A 23,904-nucleotide genomic window follows, 5' to 3' on the forward strand; every position below is an offset into this window, starting at 1 on the left:
ATTAATAATAAACTCAAATTAATCAAAAGACTTGGATATGGATTTCGCAACTTTAGTAATTTTAGATTACGTAGTTTATTAAACTGGCACTTTAGTATTAATTCTCCATAAAAGGGACGCAAGAGCCAGAGATTTTAGTAAATGAACCGCGCCATTCACCTAAGTTTTTCAAAAAGTTTTCCCAGTTACTTGTCATAATTTAATTCTTAATTTAAATACCGTTCTTGATCTCTGACGTAAGTAGGTTGGCGTTAAAAATTGTCGTTGGGGCAAGGGAACTCTTAACTGGGAACAGGAAGAGAGTTTTGGGCGATTTTACTTTTCTTCACATACCTTTAAATTTTTCGGTTCACCTACTTAGTTGGTAAGCTTGCCGAACCACACCCCACCCATCTGTCAGTTACGTAAGTTCTGAACCAACGATAAATATCATACAGCCTATTAGCCAATCAGTTGCTATGCAACGATCAAGATGGTTAGGATATGAATTGTTCGTGTCAACGTACCGTAGGTATTCATGAAACTCCATCCACAACAGGTTTTTACTCCTGACTCCTGACTCGGTGACTCCAGCCATAGTTGTTTCTCAGCCGACATCTGTTAAGATTAATCAAGAATTAATAATTTTTAAAACCCATAGGTGGAGAGTCTAATGTTTATTACTGAATTGTCGCCCCTATTTCAAGAACTAGCCCAACATCCAGTTTCATTTTTGGGTGGATTTGTTTCCGGTATCCTTCGACTCAATCTGACTGAAGATCCTGTCAAAAGCTGGTTAAATAAAAAAGGTTGTAGCAATAGCTCCACCAACCTGAGTAAAGAAGTACAAAATGGCAAAACCAATGGACCACAACAAATTACAATTGACTAAATCACTCAAATTGTTAGTTATCTAAAATTCTGGCTGTAACTAGGTAATGGGTAATGGGTAATTACTACCTATTCCCTGTCACCTGTCACCTGTCACCTGTCACCTGTAACCTGTCACCTGTCACCTGTCACCTGTCACCTGTCACCTATTCCTTAGTATAAAATTAACTTGTTTTAAACTCTAAAATATATAAAAGTATCTAATCAAATATTGTAAAATACCGCACATCGAACAATGTCATAATCAGTTATGATATTAAGGATATGCGTATGCTCAGGCTAGTGGCATCTCCAATTGTAGATCAGTTATCCGTCAAGGTTTAAACTCTATAATTTTTGTTGTCTCTGAAATCACACTTGCCAAGTGTCTGTTTTATGCCTGAACTATTGCCCCTTGTTGAAAATTACGTGATACATAATGACTATTTACGTTGGAAATCTCTCCTACCGAGCTACTGAAGCAGACCTAAGAACCGTATTTGCTGATTATGGTGAAGTTAAGAGAGTTGTACTACCTACAGACCGTGAAACCGGAAGAGTGCGAGGCTTTGCCTTCGTTGACATGATAGAAGATAGTCAAGAAGACGCTGCTATTACAGAATTAGATGGTGCAGAATGGATGGGTCGTAAACTGAGAGTTAATAAAGCAAAGCCACGAGAGGATAACCGAAGAGACCAACGAGGTAGTTGGTCTAACAAACAAGATTTGGAAAATTGAGGACATCCAGATAGCTGAAACTGTCACCGTTCGGAGTTCGGAGTTCGGAGTTCGGAGTTCAGAGTTCGGAGTTCGGGAGAAAGAAGAAAGAAGAAAATTCCTTCCCTGTCACCTGTCACCTGTCACCTGTAACCTCTCACCTGTCACCCGTCACCTCCCCTTACAGACAACTGTTTCAGCAAGTCCTACATATCTCGATTTTGCCTGTTCACTTACTGAGATAAATCGCTAACCTCATAGTTAATAAAAAGTGCTGCTGATTTCACCTGAGTTCGACATAAGATAATTTTTGGAAAACTGCCCCAAATATGAGTCTCAAACCCTGATGATCTCGTTGAAAAAATCATAACTCTGTTCGCGTAGCGTCTCCGAAGGAGAAACTCCGTTCGCGTAGCGTCTCCGAAGGAGAAACTCCTAACACCGAACTCAGGTGATTTCGTGTTTTCACATTTACAAAATCAGCAACGCCTATTGTATTAGATAAACAGTATCAAATACCGACTACTTACACAGCTTCAGTATTCTTTTCTCCTGTTCTAATCCTCACAATTTGTTCAACAGGGGAGATAAAAATTTTACCATCACCAATTTCACCAGTGCGGGCGGCGGCGATAATTTTATCTACAACCATATCAACTTGGGCATCTTCAACCACAATTTCCACCTTCAGTTTTTGGAGAAACTCCACAGTATACTCCGAACCCCGATAGCGTTCAGTTTGACCCTTTTGCCGTCCGAAACCCCGAACTTCAGAAACTGTCATCCCGACGATGCCCGCATTAACTAAAGCGATTTTCACTTCATCCAATTTAAATGGACGAATAATGGCTTCTACTTTTTTCATTTTTTTGATTCCTGACTTCTAATAACGTCGTTTATATATCTCAGCAGATTCATTGTCTCACGCTGTGAATATAGCCATAGTGATTTAATTTCAGCCTGATGTATGGGATTTCACACTTTTTTTACATTTTCCATTATGGACTATTTTTTGGCAAAAGTGATCACTTCGCCTGTCCCAGACTCTGCCAATCAGCGATCGCCTGTTCCGTCCATAGCCAATTTTGTGATAACCTCTCAATAGTAAAGTTTGCTGGGGCATTTTGAATCACCATCTGCCGCAATTTAATCGCTTCCTGTAAATATTGCCGACGTTTCTCCGCAGGTTGATTCTTTGCCGATTTATATAAACCCAAAGCTAACCCAGCATAAGCCGTCAAAGCCTCCGGTTCTCCTGCTATTTGGGGATATTTGATTAGACCTGAACCTTGATTCTGTTGAGGTTTTAAAGCTAAACTCAGAGACTTAAACCAAGCATCATTAGCATAATTGAGATTATTCTCCGCATAATAGGCAAATCCCAAAGAATTATTATACAAAAGAGAATCTGGCTGATTTTGGACAGCCCTGGCCCAATAACGACGGGCATCATCAATACTATACTTATTATTTTTCGTTTGGACGAACTGCCAAGCCAAACGCCCCCGGAAAAAGTTCACAGATGGATTTTCAGCATCCTGAACAGGAATCAAATTTAAAGCCGTTTCCGCAGCCGTAAAAGCCCCACGATTCAGTAACTCATTCACAGCATCCAACCCAGACTTTAAATTACCTTGACTCAACTGTGCCGTAGCCATAGCCGTGACAATTCCCGTAGATGAATTAGCTAAATTAATGGGTGGATACTGATTACTTGTGAAATTTTCTCCAGGAATTGGTGGAACATCAGAAGACTTCTGTGCTTGTCGTTGATGCCACCACCAACCAATCCCCACAATTATAGTAATTACACCTGCTCCCACCAAACCATATAATGACAATGGTGATTTTATCCGGTGAAAGGGATGACCCTTGGGAGTGACAGGTGACGGTGATAACCGAGGATTTACCTCACGCCGCCCAAACTTCAAAGGAGTTGGCGTAATCTGAGTTGGCACATTTCCCCAATCTAAATTTTGTTTCGTGGGGGCAACCTGCATTTCCGACTGATAATGATGATTCTCCTCGATTAGTTCCGCCTTCATACTTGGTTCTTCTGCTTTAGTCACCGGATTGCCAAGCTGACGAAACAAATCAGAAACTATTGCCGAGTCCTCATTATAGCTAGAGTCATCATCCTCAATCTCATCCACAAGATCACCCCAAGTATCTTCCCCTAGCCAGTCTACCTCCGTCGTTTCTTCCCCAAAATTAGGATTAAGAATATCATCTATAGCCATCAGACTTTCTAGATTACTGGCTACAGCCGAATAATTATAACTATTGGTCGGCTGAGGCGGCTGATATCCCCTCAGCAACTCAGAATAGCCAGATAAATTAACTTGTGGTGTCAAACAACCATCAAATTCTCGCTGAAGATACAAAATCGGCAAGGCCCAGTACATCTGTTGAGAACCATAGGCAGAAATTAAACCTTGACGGACTCGACTTACACATAAATCTAAAGCATAGCCCTGGCCTAAATTGCGGTAAAACAACTGTGTCAGCGTTAACGCCACCTCATCAGGGATGCGTTCTGACATCGCCAAAATACTTCTAATTCCTCGTTTTACCAAACTTGCCGTCAAATTCCGTTCCCCTGAGTCTTCCGCCACCTCAGACCTCGCCCGATATGCCCCCAAACAAGAGTTAAACACTGCCATTTGAATATTATTATTCACCAGTAGCCCAGCTAAATCATCTCCATTGAGAGTTTCTGTTAAACCAGTTTTTTTACTCACTAAATAAATTTGTCCACCATTGCCACCCAAATTGCTATGACCGGAATAGTGGAGAATATGGTAATGTCCCTGTTCTAAAGCTTGGGTAAGTTCTTCCCGTCCCGGTTGATCCAGAACAGTCAACTCAATTTCTGGCAGATGGTGATTACCATCTGCCATTTTTAATGTTTGGCGGTGCAGTTCAGCCTTGAGATTAATAGCTTCTTGTTTGAGTAAATCCAGCCGGACTAAATCAGTAGGTGCGGAAATGACCATTAACACTCTGATACCCCGTGCTTCTGGGGACGGGGGGAGATTATGAGTTGGTAGCCGCGATGGTGGAGCAATCCCGCTTTGGTAACGGGCAAAGGTAATATAAGGCCCAGTAGCTAAAGGGCGATCGCCCGCGTGCATAATTTCCCACGGTAACCGCGCCAACCGCGTATCCTTCAGTCCCAATCTTAGCCGCAGTACCTGTTGGTGATTTTGGGCAATACCTTGGGCAGTAATCCAACTATCCCGCAGCGTTCCCTGAAACAACGCATTATACAAATCTTGTCCCAAGGCTACCAAGTTAACAGAGTTTCTGGCTACCATATTCCCCTGCAACACCGACTGCAAAGGATCATCCATTAAATCCCCTGCGGCAGTCAACCACTCAGCCACAGGCCAATGCACCAGTTCTTCTGCCACCGGCACCCCAGGCGCAACTTGTTCCGTCCTCACCAGATAGTCATTTTTCCCCACCGGCGTTGCGGAAAGGTGAAATTCCTGGGTCACAATTTCTGCTCCATAAAACTTAGACAATGCTGATAGGACAACGTGGCGCAAGCCATACATTGCTGTTTATTTCCCGCCTCCACCAAGGTAGAATACTACTTCTTGTCCACGGGCGTAACTTTCGGATCAGCCAACCGTACAAATTCCTTTCGTACATTTAGCAGGTTATAACTCACATTTAAATCTCTATCCATTGTAATTATATGCCCTAAACATTAACTGTTCTGGCATCGGTAAACATGATCCCGTTCACCCCAGAAAAAGGAATATAGAACAATTATCAGTATTGCCTTTGAGAATAATGTCATAAGTGACTAATCCTGCCAATACCTTAGATGTCTTTTGCCATTCTAATGTTTCAGATATGTTTAACAAAGGTTTTATACCTATTGGGCTGCCCTCAGTTTATCCGGATTGCTTGATCCCCGTAAAGAACTGTTTATTGGTAGATGCACCTTGATCTTCAATCCCCCTAGTTGACTAAAATTCACTAGGGGTTTTCTTTTTTCATTTTGGTAAATAAAAAACGTTCCTGGGTGACAAGAACGTTTCTAAGCATTTGTAGATAAACTATTAAGTAGATAAGATCCCAACAACCAACTCCCCTACCCAACCACCAGCCACAGGAATTTTTTCGGTATGTGACAAACAGCAATTTTTGGGTAATTTTTTCCGGAGCATAAGTTAAAAACAATGAACAGTTAACAAGTAGATGCACCCTGATAACTAACTTCCCCTAGCTGGCTAACACCTCTGGGGGTTTTTTCTTGTTTGTGATTAGCACCACACAATTATTGCCCTATACCCATTTTTTTCCGGAGCATCACATAGAACCCTAGAACAGTTAACAAGTAGATGCACCCTGATAACTAACTTCCCCTAGCTGGCTAACACCTCTGGGGGTTTTTTCTTTTCCTACCGTTGTCAAAAACCTCTGGTTAGTTGACCCCTGAACTCAAAACAAACTTGTTAAATCCGCCTTATGTGAGTTAAAAATGCCCCGGTTATTTTCAGGGTTTCAGACTTCACTTTACCAACAAGTCCTAGTCTTACCAACGAGATTGCCTTGTTCTAGCCTCCAACTCACATAGGGCGTAACTTATAAATTTATCCGGAAGATCGTTATGCACTTGAGAACATTTAGTTGGTAGATGCACCCTGATAACTAAACTCCCCTAGCTGGCTAACATCCACTGGGGGTTTTTTCTGAAAAACGGAAACTCAACCTACCCTATCATCAAAACAAGTCTCTGGCAATATCCCTGCTCAACAAGTTTTTGTTTAGGAGTCAGGAGGTCGAATACAGCAAGAATCCACCCTTCTAAGGGTTGAATGGGAGTAAGGACGCTCTTCACTCTTGCCTTTTGCTTTGCCACAACTACCATCTTCAATGCTAACCTACTTAGACTTTCGGATCAACTAATCTGACAACTTTTTCAGAATCACTTTCATTCCATTTTGATCCTTGGCTCTAACTTTAGAATGATCACTGCGATAGATAATAGGACTCTTAATTATTTCTTTATAAGAAGATAGGCTCAAAACCCCGGAATTGATACCTAAAAATCCCCTAAATTTTTATTTAGGTATCAATGTCTTTTTAGCTTTTTAGCCGGGGATGAAAGCCGTCAGAGGGAAGTAACCATATTATAGTAAGTCACCTGAGTTCGACATAAGATAATTTGTGGAAAACTGCCCCAAATATGAGTCTCAAACCCTGATGATCTCGTTGAAAAAATCATAACTCCGTTCGCGTAGCGTCTCCGAAGGAGAAACTCCTAACACCGAACTCAGGTTAAGTCGGCTTTGACTTCTTTTCGCTGCTATAGCAACTATGAGGCTAGAAACTGATGAAGAAGGTTAATATCTACCGCTTTTGTAATTACGCTTTAATATGCCTATTATCTTGCAATCTTGTGTTGAATCAGATTTCTCCAGCTTTAACTCAAACAGTTTCTTTAATTGACCCTAGGTCTGCACCTGCTACTAACTTAATTTGGCCTGCTCAGGGTGTGCTTTCTCAAGGTTTCCGTAAATATCAACATGAGGGAATTGATATTGCGGGTGCAAAAGGGACTCCGATTTTGGCTGCTGCTGCTGGTACAATTGTCAAAGCTGGTTGGGATAATTGGGGATTAGGCAATTTTATCGAAATTAAACATCTTCATGGCAATGTGACGGTTTATGGACATAATAGCCGTTTATTGGTCAGTAAAGGTCAACATGTCAAACAAGGTCAAATTATTGCCGAAATGGGTTCAACAGGCAATAGCAGCGCTCCTCATTTGCATTTTGAATTTTATGTAGATGGTTCTTTGGCTAGTAATCCTATCAGTTTATTGCCGTCTACTAATATTGCCAAAACACCAGTAAATAAACCAATGACCCCAACTCCACAACCGATTTTATCTGTAAGTGATCATACTGATTGTCGTGGGACTACAGTTATAAATGGGGAGACGGCAACAGTTAGTATAAAAGTTTGCGAAGAAAATGGTCAGTTATTTTATTTGGGGAAATTGAAGCAAGAACCCAGTCAACTTTTAAAAATCCGGGCTTGGAAGGTTGATAATAACAAATATCAGGCAGAAAATGGTAGTTTTTCCTACTTAATCAGCCCCGGAAAAATAGAAATTTGGCGCAATGGTAGTCCCATTCGTGCGGATAGTTTTCTCACTTCTCATGGTTTAGGGAAATAAAAATACTAACCTGTTTATGTAATTGATGATTTCATTACAAATACCTGATGTGACAGTTCAAATGGCGGAATATGGTAGCCAACATATTGTCGTGAATAAGTATAAAATCAATAGAGATTAAAACTAGACAAAACTATCGCAAAATTTCACATAAAGGAGCAGGTGATTATGGAATGTTTAGCTTATTCCTATATGTATATAGAAGATGAACAACCAAATGAAAATTTTGCATTAAATTTTTCCAAATCGTCATTTAATTGGCGGAAAATATTTAAATCTTCTGCATGGTTAACTTTGGCTGGTGTGACTATATTACTAGCTACTGTGACTCAAATGCAGTTTGCTTCCGCGGAATATGCCAGGACTAATGGAAGTTGTCTTTATATTCGTACCGGACCTAGCACTGCAAATTCATCTGTGGCCTGTGTCCGCAATGGTTCATACATTGGTGAAACAGGTAGTGTCAGAAATGGATTTGCGAGAATTTCTTCGGGACGTTACCGAGGATACTATGCGGCTGAAAGATGGATTGGTAATACTCCTGGCTATTCTCACCGCAGATATCGTTCTGGATACGGTGTTGGGGGTAGGGTAACGGTAGGATATGGCTCAAGAGGTGAACGAGTTAGAGAAATTCAAAGAGCTTTAGGGATTAGAGTTGATGGTGTTTATGGCTCACGAACTATTAACGCAATTCGTCACTTCCAAAGACGTAACGGACTGCGTGTAGATGGCGTTGTTGGTTATCAAACTCGGAGAGCTTTAGGTATTTAGGAACTGTCTAATCACTCTAATTGAAAGGTAAGAGGTAAGAAGCAATAGTTACCCATGTTTAAAAACATAACTAAAGTTGTTTTTCTGTTCCCTGTTGCAGGTAGTTTTTGATAATTTGCAGAATGCGTTCTGCTGCATGGCCATCGCCAAAGGGATTAATGGCGGTGGCCATTTTGGTATAAGCGTCGGGGTTGCTGAGTAGTTCACTAGCGGCTGTGACAATATTTGCGGTTTGTGTACCTACGAGTTTGGCTGTCCCGGCGGTGACGGCTTCTGGTCTTTCTGTGGTATCTCTGAGAACTAGGACTGGTTTACCCAGACTGGGGGCTTCTTCTTGTAATCCACCGGAATCGGTTAAGATTAAATGCGATCGCTCAATAGCTCCCACTAATTCAGCATAATCCAAGGGTTCTGTCAGGAAAATGCGGGGATGACTCCCTAATAACTGTTGCAATGGTTCTCTAACTGTGGGATTTTTATGTAATGGCAGTAATAAGGCTGTATCAGGAAATTGCTCTAAAATTTGTAAAAAACTTTCGGCGATATTTTGCAAGGGTGATCCCCAATTTTCTCGTCTATGAACTGTTGCTAAAATCGTTCTATATTTATGCCAATCTAACCCAGGTATATTGCAAACTGTTTTTTTGGCAGCCACATTTAACAAGGCATCAATTACAGTATTTCCTGTTAAGTGAATCTCTCCTAATACCCCAGAATTTTGTAAGTTTTCTACAGCTAAAGTAGTTGGCGCAAAATGTAATTGTGTCAGTTGGGAAATCAACCTTCGATTAGCTTCTTCGGGAAAAGGATTAAATAAATCATCAGTCCTTAAACCTGCTTCCACATGACCTAAAGGGATTTTTTGATAAAAAGCTGCTAAGGTGGCTGCAAAGGCTGTTGTTGTATCTCCTTGGACAATTACAAAATCTAATTCTTGGGTTTGAAATAATGCTTCTAAACCTTGTAAACTTCGACAAGTAATATCACTAAGAGATTGTTCTCGCTGCATAATCTCTAAATTCCAATCGGCTTTGAGTTTGAACAATTGCATTACTTGTTCAACCATTTCTCGATGTTGTCCTGTGAGAATTACCTGCAATTCAAAGTCTGGAGAATTTTGGAAAACTTGAATTACTGGTGCTAGTTTAATAGCTTCGGGACGAGTCCCTAAAATAATGCCAATACGGTGTTGATTAGTCATTAGTTAAATAATTATAGTATGATGCATAAATTCTTCAAATTCTAAATCATCCGCTTGTCTTGCCAAAAAATCAGTTAAAACCTGACGAATTAAATTTTCTTCGGAAATGCCAAGATTATCAGATATTTTTTGCAAATTTTGGTCTTCTGTTCCCGAAAGTGAAATTAGCTTTTCTAACATTCGTAAAATTCTTTCTTAAAATCAGATAACTTAAAGACATAATAACATTATGTCCCTACAATTGCACTACCAACCCCGACTAGCAGGTAATGAAACCCCACAAACCGAGTAAACTCGTAAAAAATCTTTTAACAAGAAATCTTTATAATCCTGTGAAGTGCTTACTTACTATAGTCTAGACGAGAGAAAAGAGATAAAGCGTGCTTCCAGAAAAAGAGTGATCCGAAAAATAATTATACCACTGATACAGCAATTCTCATTTTGAAACGAGTCTGCGCCATTTCAGCGAACTGCTTGCAGCAGCGCTTCGCTATCGCCGGATTTGTTAGAATTGTAAAACCCTATGAATGTAAGGGTTTAAATGTCATGAAACCTTAAAATGAGAATTGCGGACAGATGGCTTATTTGTTTGGCTTCCACACCCGCCAGGGAATAAATTCCCTGTCTCATAGCTTAAGTCCGTTAAAACGGACTAATAAATTTTCCTGATGTTTATTCATCTTTAGATGACTTTGTCTTCCTTAACATAATCTATAGGAATAATGGCGATTTTCATATTACACTGGGATAATTGGCGATCGCATTTTGATGAAATTTCAAAAAGCGATCGCATTAATAAGTTTGAGCCTGAAAATTATCGGGAATATCAAGTTCAAAAACTTGATCATGAATACGAGCCACATAAAGCCCTTCTTGCAGAATTTTTTCGCGTAATTCGTTAGACAAGTCAACAGAGGCTAATATGCCATAAAGTCGTTTGTCTTTGTGTTCGGGAAAAAACTTGCGAAACCGTTGCAAAATACTTTTTAATTGAATAATAGAATCTTCCCTGGCATGACTTTTAACCTCAACAATATAGGCAGTATTTAGCTCACCATTAGCATAGGCAAGAACATCAATTTCCATGTGTTGTCCTCCCTTACTAACTCGCACGCTGGGACTCATAACTTCCATCCCAAATTGTTGTCCCAAAATAGTTTCCATTGAAGGCAGGGCAAGACCTTCTGTAAAGCTGCCAAATTTTGCACCGAGTCCCCCAATTTGTTTACCTAATTCTTTGAGTTGGCGGTCAGTCGCCTTCTGTTGCTGACTAACTTCTTTAAAGAGTAGATCAGTCTCTTTCTGTTGCTGACTAACTTCTTTCAATAGTAGGTCAGTTTCTTTTTGAGCAGTAGCTAATTCTGCTAACAGTTGCCATACGTCTTCTGATGTGGTTGCCATAGATGATTTTCTCCGTAATAATATTTATATTATCCTGGATTAGCGATTGGCGATCGCATTAATAAGTTTGAGCCTGAAAATTATCGGGAATATCAAGTTCAAAAACTTGATCATGAATACGAGCCACATAAAGCCCTTCTTGCAGAATTTTTTCGCGTAATTCGTTAGACAAGTCAACAGAGGCTAATATGCCATAAAGTCGTTTGTCTTTGTGTTCGGGAAAAAACTTGCGAAACCGTTGCAAAATACTTTTTAATTGAATAATAGAATCTTCCCTGGCATGACTTTTAACCTCAACAATATAGGCAGTATTTAGCTCACCATTAGCATAGGCAAGAACATCAATTTCCATGTGTTGTCCTCCCTTACTAACTCGCACGCTGGGACTGATAACTTCCATGCCAAATTGTTGTCCCAAAATAGTTTCCATTGAAGGCAGGGCAAGACCTTCTGTAAAGCTGCCAAATTTTGCACCGAGTCCCCCAATTTGTTTACCTAATTCTTTGAGTTGGCGGTCAGTCGCCTTCTGTTGTTCGGCATTCTCTTTCTGTTGCTGAGTAATTTCTTTCAATAGTAGGTCAGTTTCTTTTTGAGCAGTAGCTAATTCTGCTAACAGTTGCCATAGACAATTTTTCTCCATAATAATGTTTATTATAATCTGCCAAACTTATAAAATTTGGTAAACCCTAAATGCTGGTAATTATACACAAAAACAACGTTTCAGTCCATTCCACCACTGCCCCATAAGTATCTCCCGTATGTCCACCCAACTGATAATTAAACCAAGCTGCGGTAACAACAGAAATCACAGTTCCAGCTACAACCATCCCCACAGCTAAAACTAATTTCTGGGGATAAATTAACCAAACAACAGCACTCAAACCTAGCAACAAAAAGAAGCTTGGTAACAAATCCAGATAAGAACGAATCGCTTGTTTATGAAACGCACCTTTACCAGTCGGTTTCAGATAAGGGTATTGACAAATAGCTATTTGTTGTCCCCAGCGTCCCCACCCACAAGCCGCCATTAATACAAAATAATGATTTTCAGTTATATCTGTTAAAGCTGTTATTTTCAAAATAATAATCACAATAGCGGACATTGCCCCAAACGCACCAGTAGCACTATCCATCATTACCTGCAATCTGCGTTGAGGATCACCCACCGCTAAACCATCGGCTGTATCCATTGCTCCATCTAAATGTAACCCTCCCGTAATTGCTATCCACGCACCCACTACCAAAGCATTACGAGTTAGCACGGGGACACCTAAATAATTCATCCCTGTATCTAAACCACCTAAAATTCCCCCAATCATCAACCCAATTACTGGCGCAAAACAAGCAACCTTTTGGAAGTCTAAGTTTTGTAAATAGGGTAAAGGAATAGCAGTATAGAAAATTACAGCCGCAACTAAATTTAAGAATTGCTGTTGCCACCAGCGTAAAACGTTAGCCATACTTGAGAAAGAGTTCAATTAGCCAAATGCTTCCGGTGTTCATGAATATAAATGTTCTGATCATAGATTACTCCCAGACTGGCAATTTACCGCCAATAATTAGCCGATCGCCTCCCACCTGATATTTTGGAACTATGGGAAATTAACAATCCATCTCTTCGATTGTCTGGCTGCGTTGTCACTCACCTTCCATAACCCGTTATTTCTCTATGAGTCATCATCTACCCCACACAAAAATACCAGCGCCGTGTATAGTCAACACAGGCATAGTTGTCAATAAACTCGATATCCGCAGATTACTGCATGATTTAGGTAGAGTCCACTACACCTACACCCAAGAAAATCAGCTATTGAGTGAGGGTGAAGGGGATGTAATGGAAGTGTTCGCTGATTCTCATCGCTCTACCTTAGTCACGAATAATGCACTATATGTGAATGTGGATAGTTTTGATTATCTAGAATTAAAACAATCTCCACAACAAGAAACCTACTTCGACTTAATCCAAGAGCAAATGTGTTTACGCTTGATTCCCCTGTCCACACCTTTGCAAACACGACGCGATCGCCAATTTAATGTCACTGCGATCGAGGCCATGATGGATCAAGTCCTAGCAGCTAGATGGGATGCAGAAATTGATGACGACTGTTGTGATTCTTTTTAAAGGAGTCAGGAGTCAGGAGTCAGGATGTAAAAATATAGGAATTGCAGATTGCCCTACGCTCTTAGCAAACCTTCACAAAACAATCATATCCTCTCTGGGGTGATAGTGGATTGCGGGGTGTCACCCTCACAAGACAAAAAAACCCATGAACTGTCCTAAGTAACACTAGAAATGTTAAGTTGATGGATAAATTTAGATAACTAGTATTTTTGCTTTGAGCGCCAACTTTTCCTTTGCAAGTCTCGCTACCTGTAGTCAGACTAAAGCTAGAGCCGGAATATTTTCTACTCCCCACGGAATCGTAGAAACACCCAGATTTATGCCTGTGGGAACATTAGCTAACGTCAAAACTATCACCCCTGCCCAACTGGGAGCAACAGGAGCGCAGATGGTTTTAGCTAATACCTATCATTTACATCTCCAACCGGGAGAAGCCATCGTTGCTGGTGGTGGTGGGTTACATAAATTCATGGGTTGGTCTGGACCAATGCTCACAGACTCCGGTGGATTTCAGGTTTTCAGTCTGAGCGAAATGCGGAAAATCACTGAAGAAGGTGTAACTTTCCGCTCACCTCATGATGGGCAAATCATTAAATTAACCCCAGAACGCTCCATTGAAATTCAGAATGTTTTAGGGGCGGATGTGATCATGGCTTTTGATGAATGTCCTCCCTATCCTGCCACCCGTCAGGAAGTAGAAGCTGCTACAGACCGGACATACCGCTGGTTAAAACGCTCTATATCCGCCCATCAACGCCAAGATCAGGCATTGTTTCCCATTGTTCAAGGGGGAGTATATTTAGATTTACGCGCCCGTGCTGCTCAAGAATTGGCGCAGTTGGATATGCCGGGATATGCCATTGGTGGGGTGAGTGTAGGTGAACCAACGGATTTAATGGCGCAAATCGTGCAAACGACAGCCCCGCTGTTACCGGTGAATAAACCCCGTTATTTGATGGGTGTGGGGACTTATCGAGAAATGGCCATAGCCATCGCTTCTGGTGTAGATTTATTTGATTGCGTTATTCCCACCCGCTGGGCTAGACATGGAACAGCTATTGTTGCCGGTGAACGCTGGAACATCAAAAATGCTAAGTTTCGTGAAGATTTTACCCCATTGGATACAACTTGCCCTTGTTACACCTGTAAAAACTTCAGTCGGGCTTATTTAGCTCATTTAGTGCGATCGCAGGAAATATTAGCTTATACTTTGTTGACTATTCATAACATCACCGAACTAATTCGCTTTACCCAAAAGATTCGCGCATCTATTTTGAGCGATCGTTTTGTCACCGATTTTGGTCATTGGTTAGAACCATCAGAAATTGAACTAGAAAAAACCGATAACTGAATCAACACAATCCCTATCAACCATAATCACAACAACATCATTAAACTTCTGGTTCAATACCAAGGGACTTTAATTGGGCAATTAGACGATCATTTTTCTGACGTTCTAATTCCGCCCTTTCCTCACCACTTAACAACAAATTACCCTGTAAATCCCAGAACCGTAACCAAGGTAATTCAAGATTTTGATATTTACCCTGCCAAATTCCTAACTCAATTCCCAAAGGTGCGATCGGAAAATGTCTACGTTCATTGGCTGCTAATAATTGATATTGTCCTTCAATGAAATGATAAACTTCTATGCTGGCTTTTTTTACTTCATAAATACAATAAAAAGCTGGATGAATTACCTGTTCATAAATCCAAAATTTACCTTTCCAGCAAGTGTTATCTCGTTCTTTATCACCATTTCCAGAAACAAATTCTAACACAATTAATGGAGCAATAAATTCCTGCCAAAGTACATAAGAATTTCGTACTTCACCATTGACAACAGGTGGCACATTCGGCACATAAAACCATTTTGGAAATTCTGCACCGCATTCTGGAGTGTAAGTCATTTTCCAATAGATACCTAAATCATGTCCAATACAATATTGACCATCTGGGTGATATTTTTGTAATATGGGTTTGATAGATTCTGTTAGTAAAATACTTTGAAAATGTTCTTGCCAATTTTGACCTACGGTACGCTTCGCTAACACAGGCGTAGTGTCAGACTCTGGTAGTTGAGTATGGTCTGGAAAACCATTTTTAGCCGTAGAGTCGCCGTTAACCATTGTATACTCTCACTTTTTGATTGAGTGCATAAACTATTATATACCAATCTTAAGTTATTACTTAAATTTCTGTTTCTAAGTTCACACTATAGAGTTTTTATCCTGCTAAATTGGCATATTATTAGATTATGATTGTGCGGTACGCCCTTTTGGCACACAAACCCTCAATCTAGCCAGATTACCAGCTTGGACAATTGACTCCTGATTCCTTTACTTCTAAGTAGGACTTGCTGATAGCGTAGCGTGGCCTTAGCCATATAAACCTAAAACCATTTATTAACAAAGGGTTTCGCGGATTTTTACCACAAGAAAGTGCCAGGTTTTGCCTAATGGTGTCTCAAAATAGGTGCATTTCTCTTTGTCGGATTGGGAAAATTGAGGATATCCAGATAGTTGAAACTGTCACCGTTCGGAGTTCAGGACAAAGAAAGAAGAAAGAAGAAAATTCCTTCCCTGTCACCTGTCCCCGTGGCGTAGCACCTGTCACCTCCCCTCACAGACAACTTTTTCAGCAAACCCTACTTACCTGGGTTTTCCTAATGTCGTAATATAGATTACTGCTTCATCTATAGGGATACCTAAGACATCATTTACTTGGTCATCAAAAAAGCCAGCGATACCACTGACACCTAAGTTAAGACGAATGGCTGCTAAATTAAGCCTTTGTCCTAAAATACCTGCATCTAAGTGTAAGTAACGATAAACACGATCCCCGTATTGAGCGATCGCATTTTTTAAATCAGCAGTATGAAATAATACTGCACCTGCATCTCTGCCTAATTCCTGTCCTAAACATAAGAAATGCAATTCTCGACGGAAATTTTTAAAGCGAATTTGCCGTAATTCTTGGGCTTTAGGTGCGTAATAATAACAACCCGGATCTAATCCTTGCACTCCAGAAACAGCTACAAATGTTTCTATTAAATTCAAGTCAAAATAATCAGGGTGAGGATCTAAATTTTGGTCAATATAATTTTGTGGTTGATAAGTAAAATCCAGTAAAGCTTTCAGTTCATCAAAACTTAAATCATCACCAGTATAAGCACGAGTTGAACGGCGTTTATAGATGGTATTTGATAAATCTGCTAAATCTTCTCCCCAATAAATTGGTGTTGTTCGGGTCGAAAATTTTTCACAAAAAGGTAAGTTATACTTATCTTCCCAGGACTTTTCTAATTCCACATTGGGTAAATTTAACTTACTATTATTATTCACCGGAATTTGCGTATTTAGATGAAAATATTTCAGCAATTCACCATCAGGAATAGGTGGATAATCAGTGGCAGTTGTCGAAGGTAAAGCAGTCCGTCCTAGTGGTAAATTCTGGCGGACATCTAACAAATCTGCCAAAGCTAAAACAGCAGTTGTTCCTTCTTGTTCATGATCAATATAAAGTAATTCATTAACAGCCTCATCGGCAAAACCGCCAATTAAATGAGACCGATAATCAGCAATATTACCAGCTAACTGAATATTACTTAAAAGATGCCCCGTATCCAGGAAAATCCGCCGATAAGCCCTGTCTTCATAACGCCAAACCGAACGATAAAAAACCGCAGTTGTAATCATAGCTAATTGGGTACTTTCTAGGGAAGGATGCCAAAAACAAGCAGATTGTAAACTTTGCCAAACATCACTTTCCCAAAAGTGCATTAAAGAATGAGTTCGACATTGATAGTTATACAGTCCCGGCGGTAATAATGGTGTCCCACGAGAAACTAAATATACTTCAGCCGGATACAATCCCCCCGCACTGGGGGCAGAACGTAAGTATACTGTATTACCCAAAGAAGGCATTTTTGCCGTGAGTCCATAACTGTGAAATAATAGTTGAGAAAGCCGCCACCACCATTTGGTATCTTGTTGATTGGCAACAGTTGCCGCTGTTTCTTGCAGATAAGGTTTGAGGTCAATATCAGAACCGATTTTGTACTCTTTGAACGGTACTGGCTGTTTATTCCAGTCTAAATTACGACTTTTAGAAGCCAGGGTTTCGGGATGGTATTTAGTCCGGTCGTGATAGTGTTGGGAAATGGATTGTTCTATTTCTGGCATAGTAATTTTAATATCCCATAGCAGGGAACAGGGAACAGGGAATAGGGAACAGAAAAGTTGAAAGTCTTTTGCTGTATGGCTTTGTAGGTAACTTTTGTATCTTATTCACGTGCATAGCACTGTAGTGTATTCCTATTCTTGATTTTGACATTTATTAGTTCCATTAATTCGTACTAATCAGTACAATTATCAAAATTAAAAATTAATCCCAAAAAAGTGATTTTTCTGGTAAAATTCCCTGTTACCCTGTCCTGGAAAAGATTGACAAAATCATGCCTGTACGTCAAACTCTATCAACATCTGATATTCAACTTTCTTATTTAGAATGGAGTCAAGGTCAAGAACCATTACTGTTATTACATGGTATGGCTGATCATGCCTTGGTTTGGTCTAGTTTGGGAGATTATTTAGCAGCAAATTACCATATAGTTGCGCCAGATATGCGTGGTCATGGTGAGAGTAGTAAGCCAGAACAAGATTATAGCTTTGGCAGTGCGATCGCTGATTTGGAAGCATTAATGGATAAACTAGGATGGTCTGCGGCTCATATCGTCAGCCACTCCTGGACAGGGAAATTAGCCGCTATTTGGGCTAGACAGAACCCAACCAGATTAAAAAGTATCACCTTAGTAGATCCCATTTTTATCTGGAAAATGCCCAGTTTCCTAAAAATCACATTTCCTCTCTTGTATCGCATCTTACCTTTCCTCAAAAGTATGGGACCCTTTACCAGTTACCAAGAAGCTGAACAAAAAATTAAACAACTCAGTCAATATCAAAATTGGAGTCCTTTGCAACAGCAAGTTTTTCAAGCCGCAATTGAACAAAAACCCAACGGGACTTGGGGTAGCAAATTTACCATAGCCGCCCGTGATGGCATTTTTGATGCGGTCATGGCAGTACCAGGTTTTATTCACCCAATTGACACACCTGCCCTCTTTATACAACCAGAAAAAGGTGTAAACCGCCAAAACTGGCAAATTCAACCCTACAGAACCAACCTCAAAAACTTAAGTCTGTGTCAAGTTCCCGGAAATCATTGGCCATTTTTAACCAACCCCACAGAATTTAATCAAACAGTCGCCACTTTTCTAGCATCACAAACATAAGATAATTTCAAATTGGTAATTGGTAATTGGTAGAAAGCAAAATTAAAGATACATATTTACCCTTATTTCCCTATTCCCTATTTTCTATTCCCTATTCCCTATTCCCTATTCCCTATTCCCTATTCCCTATTCCCTATTCCCTATTCCCTATTCCCTATTCCCTATTATGAGCCTTTGCATTAATCCAGTTTGTCCTCAACCTAACCATCCAGATAATGACAAAAACCGTTTTTGTCAAAGTTGTGGTTCTCAATTGGAATTGACAGGACGTTATCGAGTATTACGTTTATTGAGTGATAAAACTGGATTTGGCAAAGTTTACGAAGCCTACCAACAAGACACCCCAAAAATCCTCAAAGTCCTCAAAGAAGAATTAACAAATGATAGTAAAGCCTTAGCACTATTTCAACAAGAAGCCAACATTTTACAACAACTAAATCATCCAGGGATTCCGCAAACAGAAGGTTATTTTCCCTATCAAACCAGAAATAATCTCATCTTGCACTGTATGGTAATGGAAAAAATTGAAGGCCCAAATTTAGAACAATGGTTAAAACAACAACAAAACCGTCCCATTTCTGAAGCCCAAGCCATAGTCTGGTTAAAACAACTATTAGAAATATTAGATTTAGTTCATAACCAACAATATCTACATAGAGATATTAAACCATCAAATATCATGATTCGTCCAGATGGACAATTAGTATTAATTGACTTTGGTACAGCCAGAGAAATTACCAGAACCTATTTAGCCAATGGTGGGGGAATGACAGCAATTTCATCATCAGGTTATAGTCCCCCAGAACAAATGCGAGGACAAGCCATACCCCAATCAGATTTCTTTGCTTTAGGACGGACATTTGTATTTTTATTAACAGGATTTCCCCCCGAACAATTATATGATCCTCATTTAGATATTTTACAATGGCGACATCATGCCAATCATGTTTCTCCATTATTATTAGATTGCATTGATTGGTTAATGTCAACAGCAGTCAATCAACGTCCTAGCAATGCTGAAGAAATTTCCAGAAAATTAACAGAAATTGAAGATAACCTTCCGAGAAATACCTCCACAACCGTGAATATTGGCGGGTTAGGAAAAACAGAAATAATTAATAACCCAACTACCAATAATACCATTATTACCCCGCAAAAACAACCTAAAAAATTACCATTATTATCCTGGTTCACCGCTTTAATAGTTTCTTTATTACTACTTTGGTGGGTATCATTAGCATTTAGAAATACCAAATTTGCGGCTTTACCTCCTGACTATGGACAAGCACCAGTTAAACAAGGCAAAGTTGATTATTTTCCCTATGAAGAAGGAAAAGATAGTCAAGGGAGAATTGCCGAATTTAATATTGCGGTTTTATCAGTAGAATACAAATGGCAATTAGGCAGCACTTATCAAATTAAATATAATGATCAAATTATGACCCTTGATTCCTTACAATTTAATTTAGAACAAGAAGGAATCCAGAAAATTATGGAAAATCCCAGCGAAATTATTTCTGTAGGAACAGCTTCTTGTGAGGGTGATATTACCGCCGAACAAAGCCGCGCCTTAGAACGTTCTAAACAAATCCAATTATTAGCAAAAAAGATATTTAGTAACACACCCAGTGTTAAAGGTTATCGCTTATTAAATTTGGGACAATTTCAGAGAAAAGATTGTCAAGTAAGTCTTGATTCAACAGCTTATCAACGCAGTATTATTATCATTGGTGTCAAAAAACAAGCTGAAGGGGTAATATTGGATGAAGCCTTAAGAGATAGATTAGAGAAAAAGCCTTTTGCTGATTTTAAATTAGAGGATTATTCTCTAGGTTCAATAGATAAATTTAAAACAGTACCTAGTAATTTATAATCCACATTCCGCAGATGTGGTTTTAGAGATTTAACCAAACCAAATCAACCATACGGGTAGTGCGAAAAATAACCCGATAAAACTTAAAGCAATACTACTGGCTAACAAGTTGCGATCTAAGTCATAAACTTCCGCTAAAATCAGCACAGAAAGCCCTGTGGGTGTTCCTGACATTAGTACCAATATTAAACGCTGTTCGCCAATTATACCCAAGAAAGTCGCAGCTAATCCTACCAGTAAAGGGACAACCAAAACTTTAAGAATACTGGCAATTAAGGCAATATCCAAATTTTTATATTCTTTGATTGTTCCTAGTCGCAAACCAACCAGCAATAAAGCAAAGGCAATAACTACCCAAACAGCTTGTTCTAAACCTGACTCAATCATCGCAGGTAATTCTACAAATTGGGTATTTAAGCCCATAAAAAACGTCCACAAACTAGGAACAGTAGCTATATCTCGTAATTGTATCCACCAATGATTTTCGGTTTCTCTCTGTCCAAAATAGCTGGCAATTAAAACAGCAATTCCATAAGTACCGACAACGTTATTTGTGACGCTGAATAATACCGCCCAATCGTTATTTTCTGGGCTGGTTAGGACCTGTGTAAGTGTCAGTCCCACAAAACCTGTATTCCCTAAAATGGTTGCTAAAATAAAACTGCCCAAACTTGCCCGCTTTAGGGAGTCTGACACTTCTATCTTGTCCTGTGCTGGCTGGCTTTTACTACTTGTTAACGATTGCCAAAGCCACCAAATTAACAATGCTAGCACCAGACTCAGTAGCAAAACGCCTACTCCTATTCCTGGAATAAGTCCACCAATAGATGAGTTGGTATGACGCGCTAATACTAGCAATTGTAGTGGCACTCCCACCCAGTATAGTGACTGTCCTAGTAACTTGGCGAAATTATTGGGGGTAAAGCGAGATAATACTAGTCCTAACCCTATCCAAATAAATAGAGAAGTGTAGGCTTTAAATAGGGTTTCAATCATGGTGAAGTGGCTGGTAATTTTTCCATAAAAAAGGTGAGCTTGTTCAGCCCACCTCACAAAATTAGAAAATATGCCGTGAAGATTAACCTAACAATGCTTTGGCTTTAGCTAAAACATTATCAACAGTGAAGCCAAACTTCTCCAAACAAATACCACCAGGAGCAGAAGCACCAAAAGTATCAATACTTACGGTGTCGCCTTCGCTGCCAACATATTTGTGCCAACCGAAGCTACTAGCAGCTTCTACAGATAGACGCTTAGTAACATCTTTAGGAAGAATAGATTCTCTATAAGCTGCATCTTGTGTATCAAACAAGGTAGAAGAAGGCATAGAAACAACACGAACTTTCTTCCCGACCGCAGTTAATTTTTCTGCTGCACTTACACAGAGGCTGACTTCTGAACCAGTACCAATCAAGATGATATCGGGTGTACCTTGGCAATCAACAATTGTATATCCACCCTTAGCTACACCTGCAATGGATGTACCTGCCAAGTTAGGAACGTTTTGACGAGTGAACGCCAATAAGGTAGAAGCGTGTGCTTTGGACTTCTCAATTGCGACTTTATAAGCTCCAGAGCATTCGTTTCCGTCAGCGGGACGAATTACGGTTAAATCAGGAATAGCACGCAAAGAAGCAAGGGTTTCAATGGGTTGGTGAGTAGGACCATCTTCACCTTGACCAATGGAGTCGTGTGTCATGACCCAAATTGAACCGGCTTCAGAGAGAGCAGCCAAACGAATGGCAGCCCGCATATAATCTGTGAAGATGAGGAAGGTCGCACCGTAGGGAATTAAACCTGAGTTGTGCAACGCCATACCATTACAAATCGCACCCATAGCGTGTTCCCGCACCCCAAAGTGGATGTTGCGGTTGGCGAAATGTCCTTTTTGGAAGTCTCCAGCACCTTTGAGTTCGGTGAGGTTGGAGTGGGTTAAGTCAGCAGAACCACCAATTAATTCTGGTAAAACCGCTCCTAGTTTATTCAGGCAGGTTTCTGAGTGTTTACGGGTAGGTAATGCTTTGTCTTCAGTGGTGTAGGTAGGTAATACTTGATCCCAACCGTCTGGTAATTTGCCGCTAATGAAACGGTCAAATTCCGCCGCTTCTTGGGGGTATTTAGCTTTGTAGTCAGCATAAACCTTGTTCCATTCAGATTCGTAACTAGCACCGCGTTCAACAGCCTTACGGGTATGGTTAAGGGCATCTTCAGGAACTACAAAGGCATCATATTCCCAACCTAAGTTTTTGCGGGTGGCAATGGTTTCTTCTGGACCCAAAGCCGCACCGTGAATACCGGCAGTATCTTGTTTGTTAGGAGAACCATAACCAATGGTGGTTGTCACCTTAATCATGGTGGGTTTGTCAGTGACAGCTTTTGCGTCAGCGATCGCTTTGGCAATTCCGGCTAAGTCGGTGTTACCATCTTTAACATGGATAACGTGCCAACCGTAAGATTCAAACCGTTTGGAAACATCTTCGGTAAAAGCTACATCTGTAGAACCATCAATGGAGATGTGGTTGTCGTCATAAAGAGCAATCAGTTTACCCAATCCCCAATGTCCAGCAATGGAAGCCGCTTCACCAGAAATCCCTTCCATGTTGCAACCATCACCCAGAAGTACATAAGTATAATGATCAACTATCTTGGCATCTGGTTTGTTGAACTTAGCAGCTAGGTGTGCTTCTGCTACGGCTAAACCCACTGCATTGGCAATTCCTTGACCCAAAGGTCCTGTTGTCACTTCTACACCGGGTGTAACAAAGTTTTCGGGGTGGCCTGGGGTCTTAGCACCCCATTGACGAAATTGCTTGATGTCGTCTATGGTAACGCTATCGTAACCTGTCAGATACAGTAGAGCATACTGCAACATTGAACCATGACCGGCGGACAAAACAAAGCGATCGCGGTTGAACCACTGGGGATTTTTGGGGTTATAGCGCATGAAGCTATCCCAAAGCACAAAAGCCATTGGAGCCGCGCCCATCGGTAGTCCAGGGTGTCCCGATTTAGATTTTTCTATGGCATCTACAGCCAAAAAGCGGATCGAATTAATACAAAGTTCTTGGATGGATTGGGTTGCAACAGCCATAATCTCTTATTGTTAACGACGGGTTAGGACTCTTTTTAGCTTTTTCTTGCTGGGTTCATTATCAAGTGATCCCACTTTCCCCATCATCCCATTCTTAATTGTCAATGGACAAGAGGGATGTTCTGAGTTTTTGGTGATGAATACAGCCGATAATTTGGTCTTGCTGTTCCCAAAGTGTGGCATAAGCCATACTAACGGTTCAGCCAAGAATTATATCTATCATACTTGCCACAGGTTCACTTCTAAAAAGCCAACCAGTAACAAAATTACGGCAGGAGGTCATTGGTCATTGGTCATTGGTCATTGGTCATTGGTCATTGGTCATTGGATAATTTTCTCTTCTGCTCCTCTACTCCTCTGCTCCTCTGCTCCTCTGCCCCCTG

Annotated in this window: 21 protein-coding genes; 9 read left to right on the plus strand and 12 right to left on the minus strand. The window is 40.3% G+C overall.

Going from position 1 to position 23,904, the window contains the following annotated elements; all coding sequences use genetic code 11:
- The coding region (locus IQ226_RS01770) for a transposase (protein WP_143336292.1) at positions 1-111 on the plus strand (111 nt) is incomplete at its 5' end.
- Here IQ226_RS01770 and IQ226_RS25815 read toward each other — a convergent pair.
- The gene (locus tag IQ226_RS25815) at positions 98-196 is read right to left on the minus strand and encodes a DUF3598 family protein (protein WP_228039196.1); all 99 of its coding nucleotides are present in this window, start codon (positions 194-196) and stop codon (positions 98-100) included. The two genes, IQ226_RS01770 and IQ226_RS25815, sit on opposite strands and share 14 nt — an antisense overlap.
- Before the next feature lie 456 nt (positions 197-652).
- Here IQ226_RS25815 and IQ226_RS01780 point away from each other — a divergent pair, with 456 nt between their 5' ends.
- Both IQ226_RS01780 and IQ226_RS01785 read left to right on the plus strand, forming a co-directional pair.
- Positions 653-871 carry a hypothetical protein gene (locus IQ226_RS01780; RefSeq protein ID WP_193891354.1) on the plus strand — a complete coding sequence of 73 codons (219 nt, stop codon included), beginning with the start codon at positions 653-655 and terminating at the stop codon, positions 869-871.
- A 417-nt stretch (positions 872-1,288) separates the two neighbouring features.
- Positions 1,289-1,588 (plus strand): RNA-binding protein, encoded by a 300-nt coding sequence (locus IQ226_RS01785; protein WP_193891356.1) that lies wholly within the window; start codon positions 1,289-1,291, stop codon positions 1,586-1,588.
- A 505-nt stretch (positions 1,589-2,093) separates the two neighbouring features.
- On the opposite strand, the gene IQ226_RS01790 is transcribed toward IQ226_RS01785, so the two are convergent.
- Positions 2,094-2,432 (minus strand): P-II family nitrogen regulator, encoded by a 339-nt coding sequence (locus tag IQ226_RS01790; RefSeq protein ID WP_039201734.1) that lies wholly within the window; start codon positions 2,430-2,432, stop codon positions 2,094-2,096.
- A gap of 160 nt (positions 2,433-2,592) precedes the next feature.
- Entirely contained in the window at positions 2,593-5,067 is a 2,475-nt protein-coding gene (gene hetF / locus IQ226_RS01795) for a cell division protein HetF (RefSeq protein WP_193891611.1), read from the minus strand.
- 1,850 nt (positions 5,068-6,917) lie between these two features.
- Between hetF and IQ226_RS01800 the strand changes: the two genes are divergently transcribed.
- Both IQ226_RS01800 and IQ226_RS01805 read left to right on the plus strand, forming a co-directional pair.
- Positions 6,918-7,766 (plus strand): M23 family metallopeptidase, encoded by an 849-nt coding sequence (locus IQ226_RS01800; protein ID WP_193891359.1) that lies wholly within the window; start codon positions 6,918-6,920, stop codon positions 7,764-7,766.
- Positions 7,767-7,934: 168 nt separating this feature from the next.
- Positions 7,935-8,540: a peptidoglycan-binding protein gene (locus IQ226_RS01805; protein WP_193891362.1), complete on the plus strand. Its 606-nt coding sequence runs from the start codon at positions 7,935-7,937 to the stop codon at positions 8,538-8,540.
- A 70-nt stretch (positions 8,541-8,610) separates the two neighbouring features.
- Here IQ226_RS01805 and wecB read toward each other — a convergent pair whose 3' ends face one another.
- From wecB to cobS, 5 genes are all read right to left on the minus strand, one after another.
- Positions 8,611-9,741, minus strand: a complete 1,131-nt coding sequence (gene wecB / locus IQ226_RS01810) for a non-hydrolyzing UDP-N-acetylglucosamine 2-epimerase (RefSeq protein WP_193891365.1) — start codon at positions 9,739-9,741, stop codon at positions 8,611-8,613.
- Positions 9,742-9,744: 3 nt separating this feature from the next.
- Positions 9,745-9,921, minus strand: coding sequence for a hypothetical protein (locus IQ226_RS01815; protein WP_168636714.1), 177 nt, complete (start codon positions 9,919-9,921; stop codon positions 9,745-9,747).
- 612 nt (positions 9,922-10,533) lie between these two features.
- Positions 10,534-11,142 carry a DUF3782 domain-containing protein gene (locus IQ226_RS01820; RefSeq protein ID WP_193891368.1) on the minus strand — a complete coding sequence of 203 codons (609 nt, stop codon included), beginning with the start codon at positions 11,140-11,142 and terminating at the stop codon, positions 10,534-10,536.
- 58 nt (positions 11,143-11,200) lie between these two features.
- Positions 11,201-11,782: a DUF3782 domain-containing protein gene (locus IQ226_RS01825; RefSeq protein ID WP_193891371.1), complete on the minus strand. Its 582-nt coding sequence runs from the start codon at positions 11,780-11,782 to the stop codon at positions 11,201-11,203.
- Between the two features lie 46 nt (positions 11,783-11,828).
- The gene (gene cobS, locus IQ226_RS01830) at positions 11,829-12,602 is read right to left on the minus strand and encodes an adenosylcobinamide-GDP ribazoletransferase (RefSeq protein ID WP_193891374.1); all 774 of its coding nucleotides are present in this window, start codon (positions 12,600-12,602) and stop codon (positions 11,829-11,831) included.
- 209 nt (positions 12,603-12,811) lie between these two features.
- Between cobS and IQ226_RS01835 the strand changes: the two genes are divergently transcribed.
- Entirely contained in the window at positions 12,812-13,264 is a 453-nt protein-coding gene (locus tag IQ226_RS01835; RefSeq protein WP_193891376.1) for a hypothetical protein, read from the plus strand.
- Positions 13,265-13,478: 214 nt separating this feature from the next.
- Complete coding sequence (gene tgt / locus IQ226_RS01840) at positions 13,479-14,615, plus strand: tRNA guanosine(34) transglycosylase Tgt (protein ID WP_193891379.1); 1,137 nt, start codon at positions 13,479-13,481, stop codon at positions 14,613-14,615.
- 40 nt (positions 14,616-14,655) lie between these two features.
- Here tgt and IQ226_RS01845 read toward each other — a convergent pair whose 3' ends face one another.
- Both IQ226_RS01845 and IQ226_RS01850 read right to left on the minus strand, forming a co-directional pair.
- On the minus strand, positions 14,656-15,393 hold the full coding sequence (locus IQ226_RS01845) for a Uma2 family endonuclease (protein ID WP_193891382.1): 738 nt from the start codon (positions 15,391-15,393) through the stop codon (positions 14,656-14,658).
- 522 nt (positions 15,394-15,915) lie between these two features.
- Positions 15,916-17,448 (minus strand): SagB/ThcOx family dehydrogenase, encoded by a 1,533-nt coding sequence (locus tag IQ226_RS01850; protein ID WP_193891386.1) that lies wholly within the window; start codon positions 17,446-17,448, stop codon positions 15,916-15,918.
- A gap of 272 nt (positions 17,449-17,720) precedes the next feature.
- On the opposite strand from IQ226_RS01850, the gene IQ226_RS01855 reads away from it, so the two are divergent.
- Entirely contained in the window at positions 17,721-18,557 is an 837-nt protein-coding gene (locus IQ226_RS01855) for an alpha/beta fold hydrolase (RefSeq protein ID WP_193891389.1), read from the plus strand.
- 166 nt (positions 18,558-18,723) lie between these two features.
- Positions 18,724-20,430, plus strand: a complete 1,707-nt coding sequence (locus IQ226_RS01860; protein WP_193891392.1) for a serine/threonine-protein kinase — start codon at positions 18,724-18,726, stop codon at positions 20,428-20,430.
- Positions 20,431-20,460: 30 nt separating this feature from the next.
- Here IQ226_RS01860 and IQ226_RS01865 read toward each other — a convergent pair whose 3' ends face one another.
- Together IQ226_RS01865 and tkt are read right to left on the minus strand one after the other, a co-directional pair.
- Positions 20,461-21,426, minus strand: coding sequence for an AEC family transporter (locus tag IQ226_RS01865; RefSeq protein WP_193891395.1), 966 nt, complete (start codon positions 21,424-21,426; stop codon positions 20,461-20,463).
- A gap of 82 nt (positions 21,427-21,508) precedes the next feature.
- A complete protein-coding gene (gene tkt / locus IQ226_RS01870; protein WP_193891398.1) occupies positions 21,509-23,521 on the minus strand; it encodes a transketolase in 2,013 nt (670 codons plus the stop codon).
- Positions 23,522-23,904 lie beyond the last annotated feature (383 nt).

This window comes from Dolichospermum sp. LEGE 00240 (genome assembly GCF_015207875.1).
Classification (GTDB): domain Bacteria; phylum Cyanobacteriota; class Cyanobacteriia; order Cyanobacteriales; family Nostocaceae; genus Dolichospermum; species Dolichospermum gracile.

Coding starts and splice junctions, on each gene's coding strand:
- IQ226_RS01780 (WP_193891354.1), top strand. CDS start 653: ATGTTTATTACTGAATTGTCGCCCCTATTTCAAGAACTAGCCCAACAT.
- IQ226_RS01860 (WP_193891392.1), top strand. CDS start 18,724: ATGAGCCTTTGCATTAATCCAGTTTGTCCTCAACCTAACCATCCAGAT.
- IQ226_RS01835 (WP_193891376.1), top strand. CDS start 12,812: ATGAGTCATCATCTACCCCACACAAAAATACCAGCGCCGTGTATAGTC.
- cobS (WP_193891374.1), bottom strand. CDS start 12,602: ATGGCTAACGTTTTACGCTGGTGGCAACAGCAATTCTTAAATTTAGTT.
- IQ226_RS01855 (WP_193891389.1), top strand. CDS start 17,721: ATGCCTGTACGTCAAACTCTATCAACATCTGATATTCAACTTTCTTAT.
- tkt (WP_193891398.1), bottom strand. CDS start 23,521: ATGGCTGTTGCAACCCAATCCATCCAAGAACTTTGTATTAATTCGATC.
- IQ226_RS01845 (WP_193891382.1), bottom strand. CDS start 15,393: ATGGTTAACGGCGACTCTACGGCTAAAAATGGTTTTCCAGACCATACT.
- IQ226_RS01805 (WP_193891362.1), top strand. CDS start 7,935: ATGGAATGTTTAGCTTATTCCTATATGTATATAGAAGATGAACAACCA.
- IQ226_RS01790 (WP_039201734.1), bottom strand. CDS start 2,432: ATGAAAAAAGTAGAAGCCATTATTCGTCCATTTAAATTGGATGAAGTG.
- IQ226_RS01815 (WP_168636714.1), bottom strand. CDS start 9,921: ATGTTAGAAAAGCTAATTTCACTTTCGGGAACAGAAGACCAAAATTTG.
- wecB (WP_193891365.1), bottom strand. CDS start 9,741: ATGACTAATCAACACCGTATTGGCATTATTTTAGGGACTCGTCCCGAA.
- IQ226_RS01865 (WP_193891395.1), bottom strand. CDS start 21,426: ATGATTGAAACCCTATTTAAAGCCTACACTTCTCTATTTATTTGGATA.
- IQ226_RS01800 (WP_193891359.1), top strand. CDS start 6,918: ATGAAGAAGGTTAATATCTACCGCTTTTGTAATTACGCTTTAATATGC.
- IQ226_RS01820 (WP_193891368.1), bottom strand. CDS start 11,142: ATGGCAACCACATCAGAAGACGTATGGCAACTGTTAGCAGAATTAGCT.
- IQ226_RS01850 (WP_193891386.1), bottom strand. CDS start 17,448: ATGCCAGAAATAGAACAATCCATTTCCCAACACTATCACGACCGGACT.
- IQ226_RS25815 (WP_228039196.1), bottom strand. CDS start 196: ATGACAAGTAACTGGGAAAACTTTTTGAAAAACTTAGGTGAATGGCGC.
- IQ226_RS01785 (WP_193891356.1), top strand. CDS start 1,289: ATGACTATTTACGTTGGAAATCTCTCCTACCGAGCTACTGAAGCAGAC.
- IQ226_RS01825 (WP_193891371.1), bottom strand. CDS start 11,782: ATGGAGAAAAATTGTCTATGGCAACTGTTAGCAGAATTAGCTACTGCT.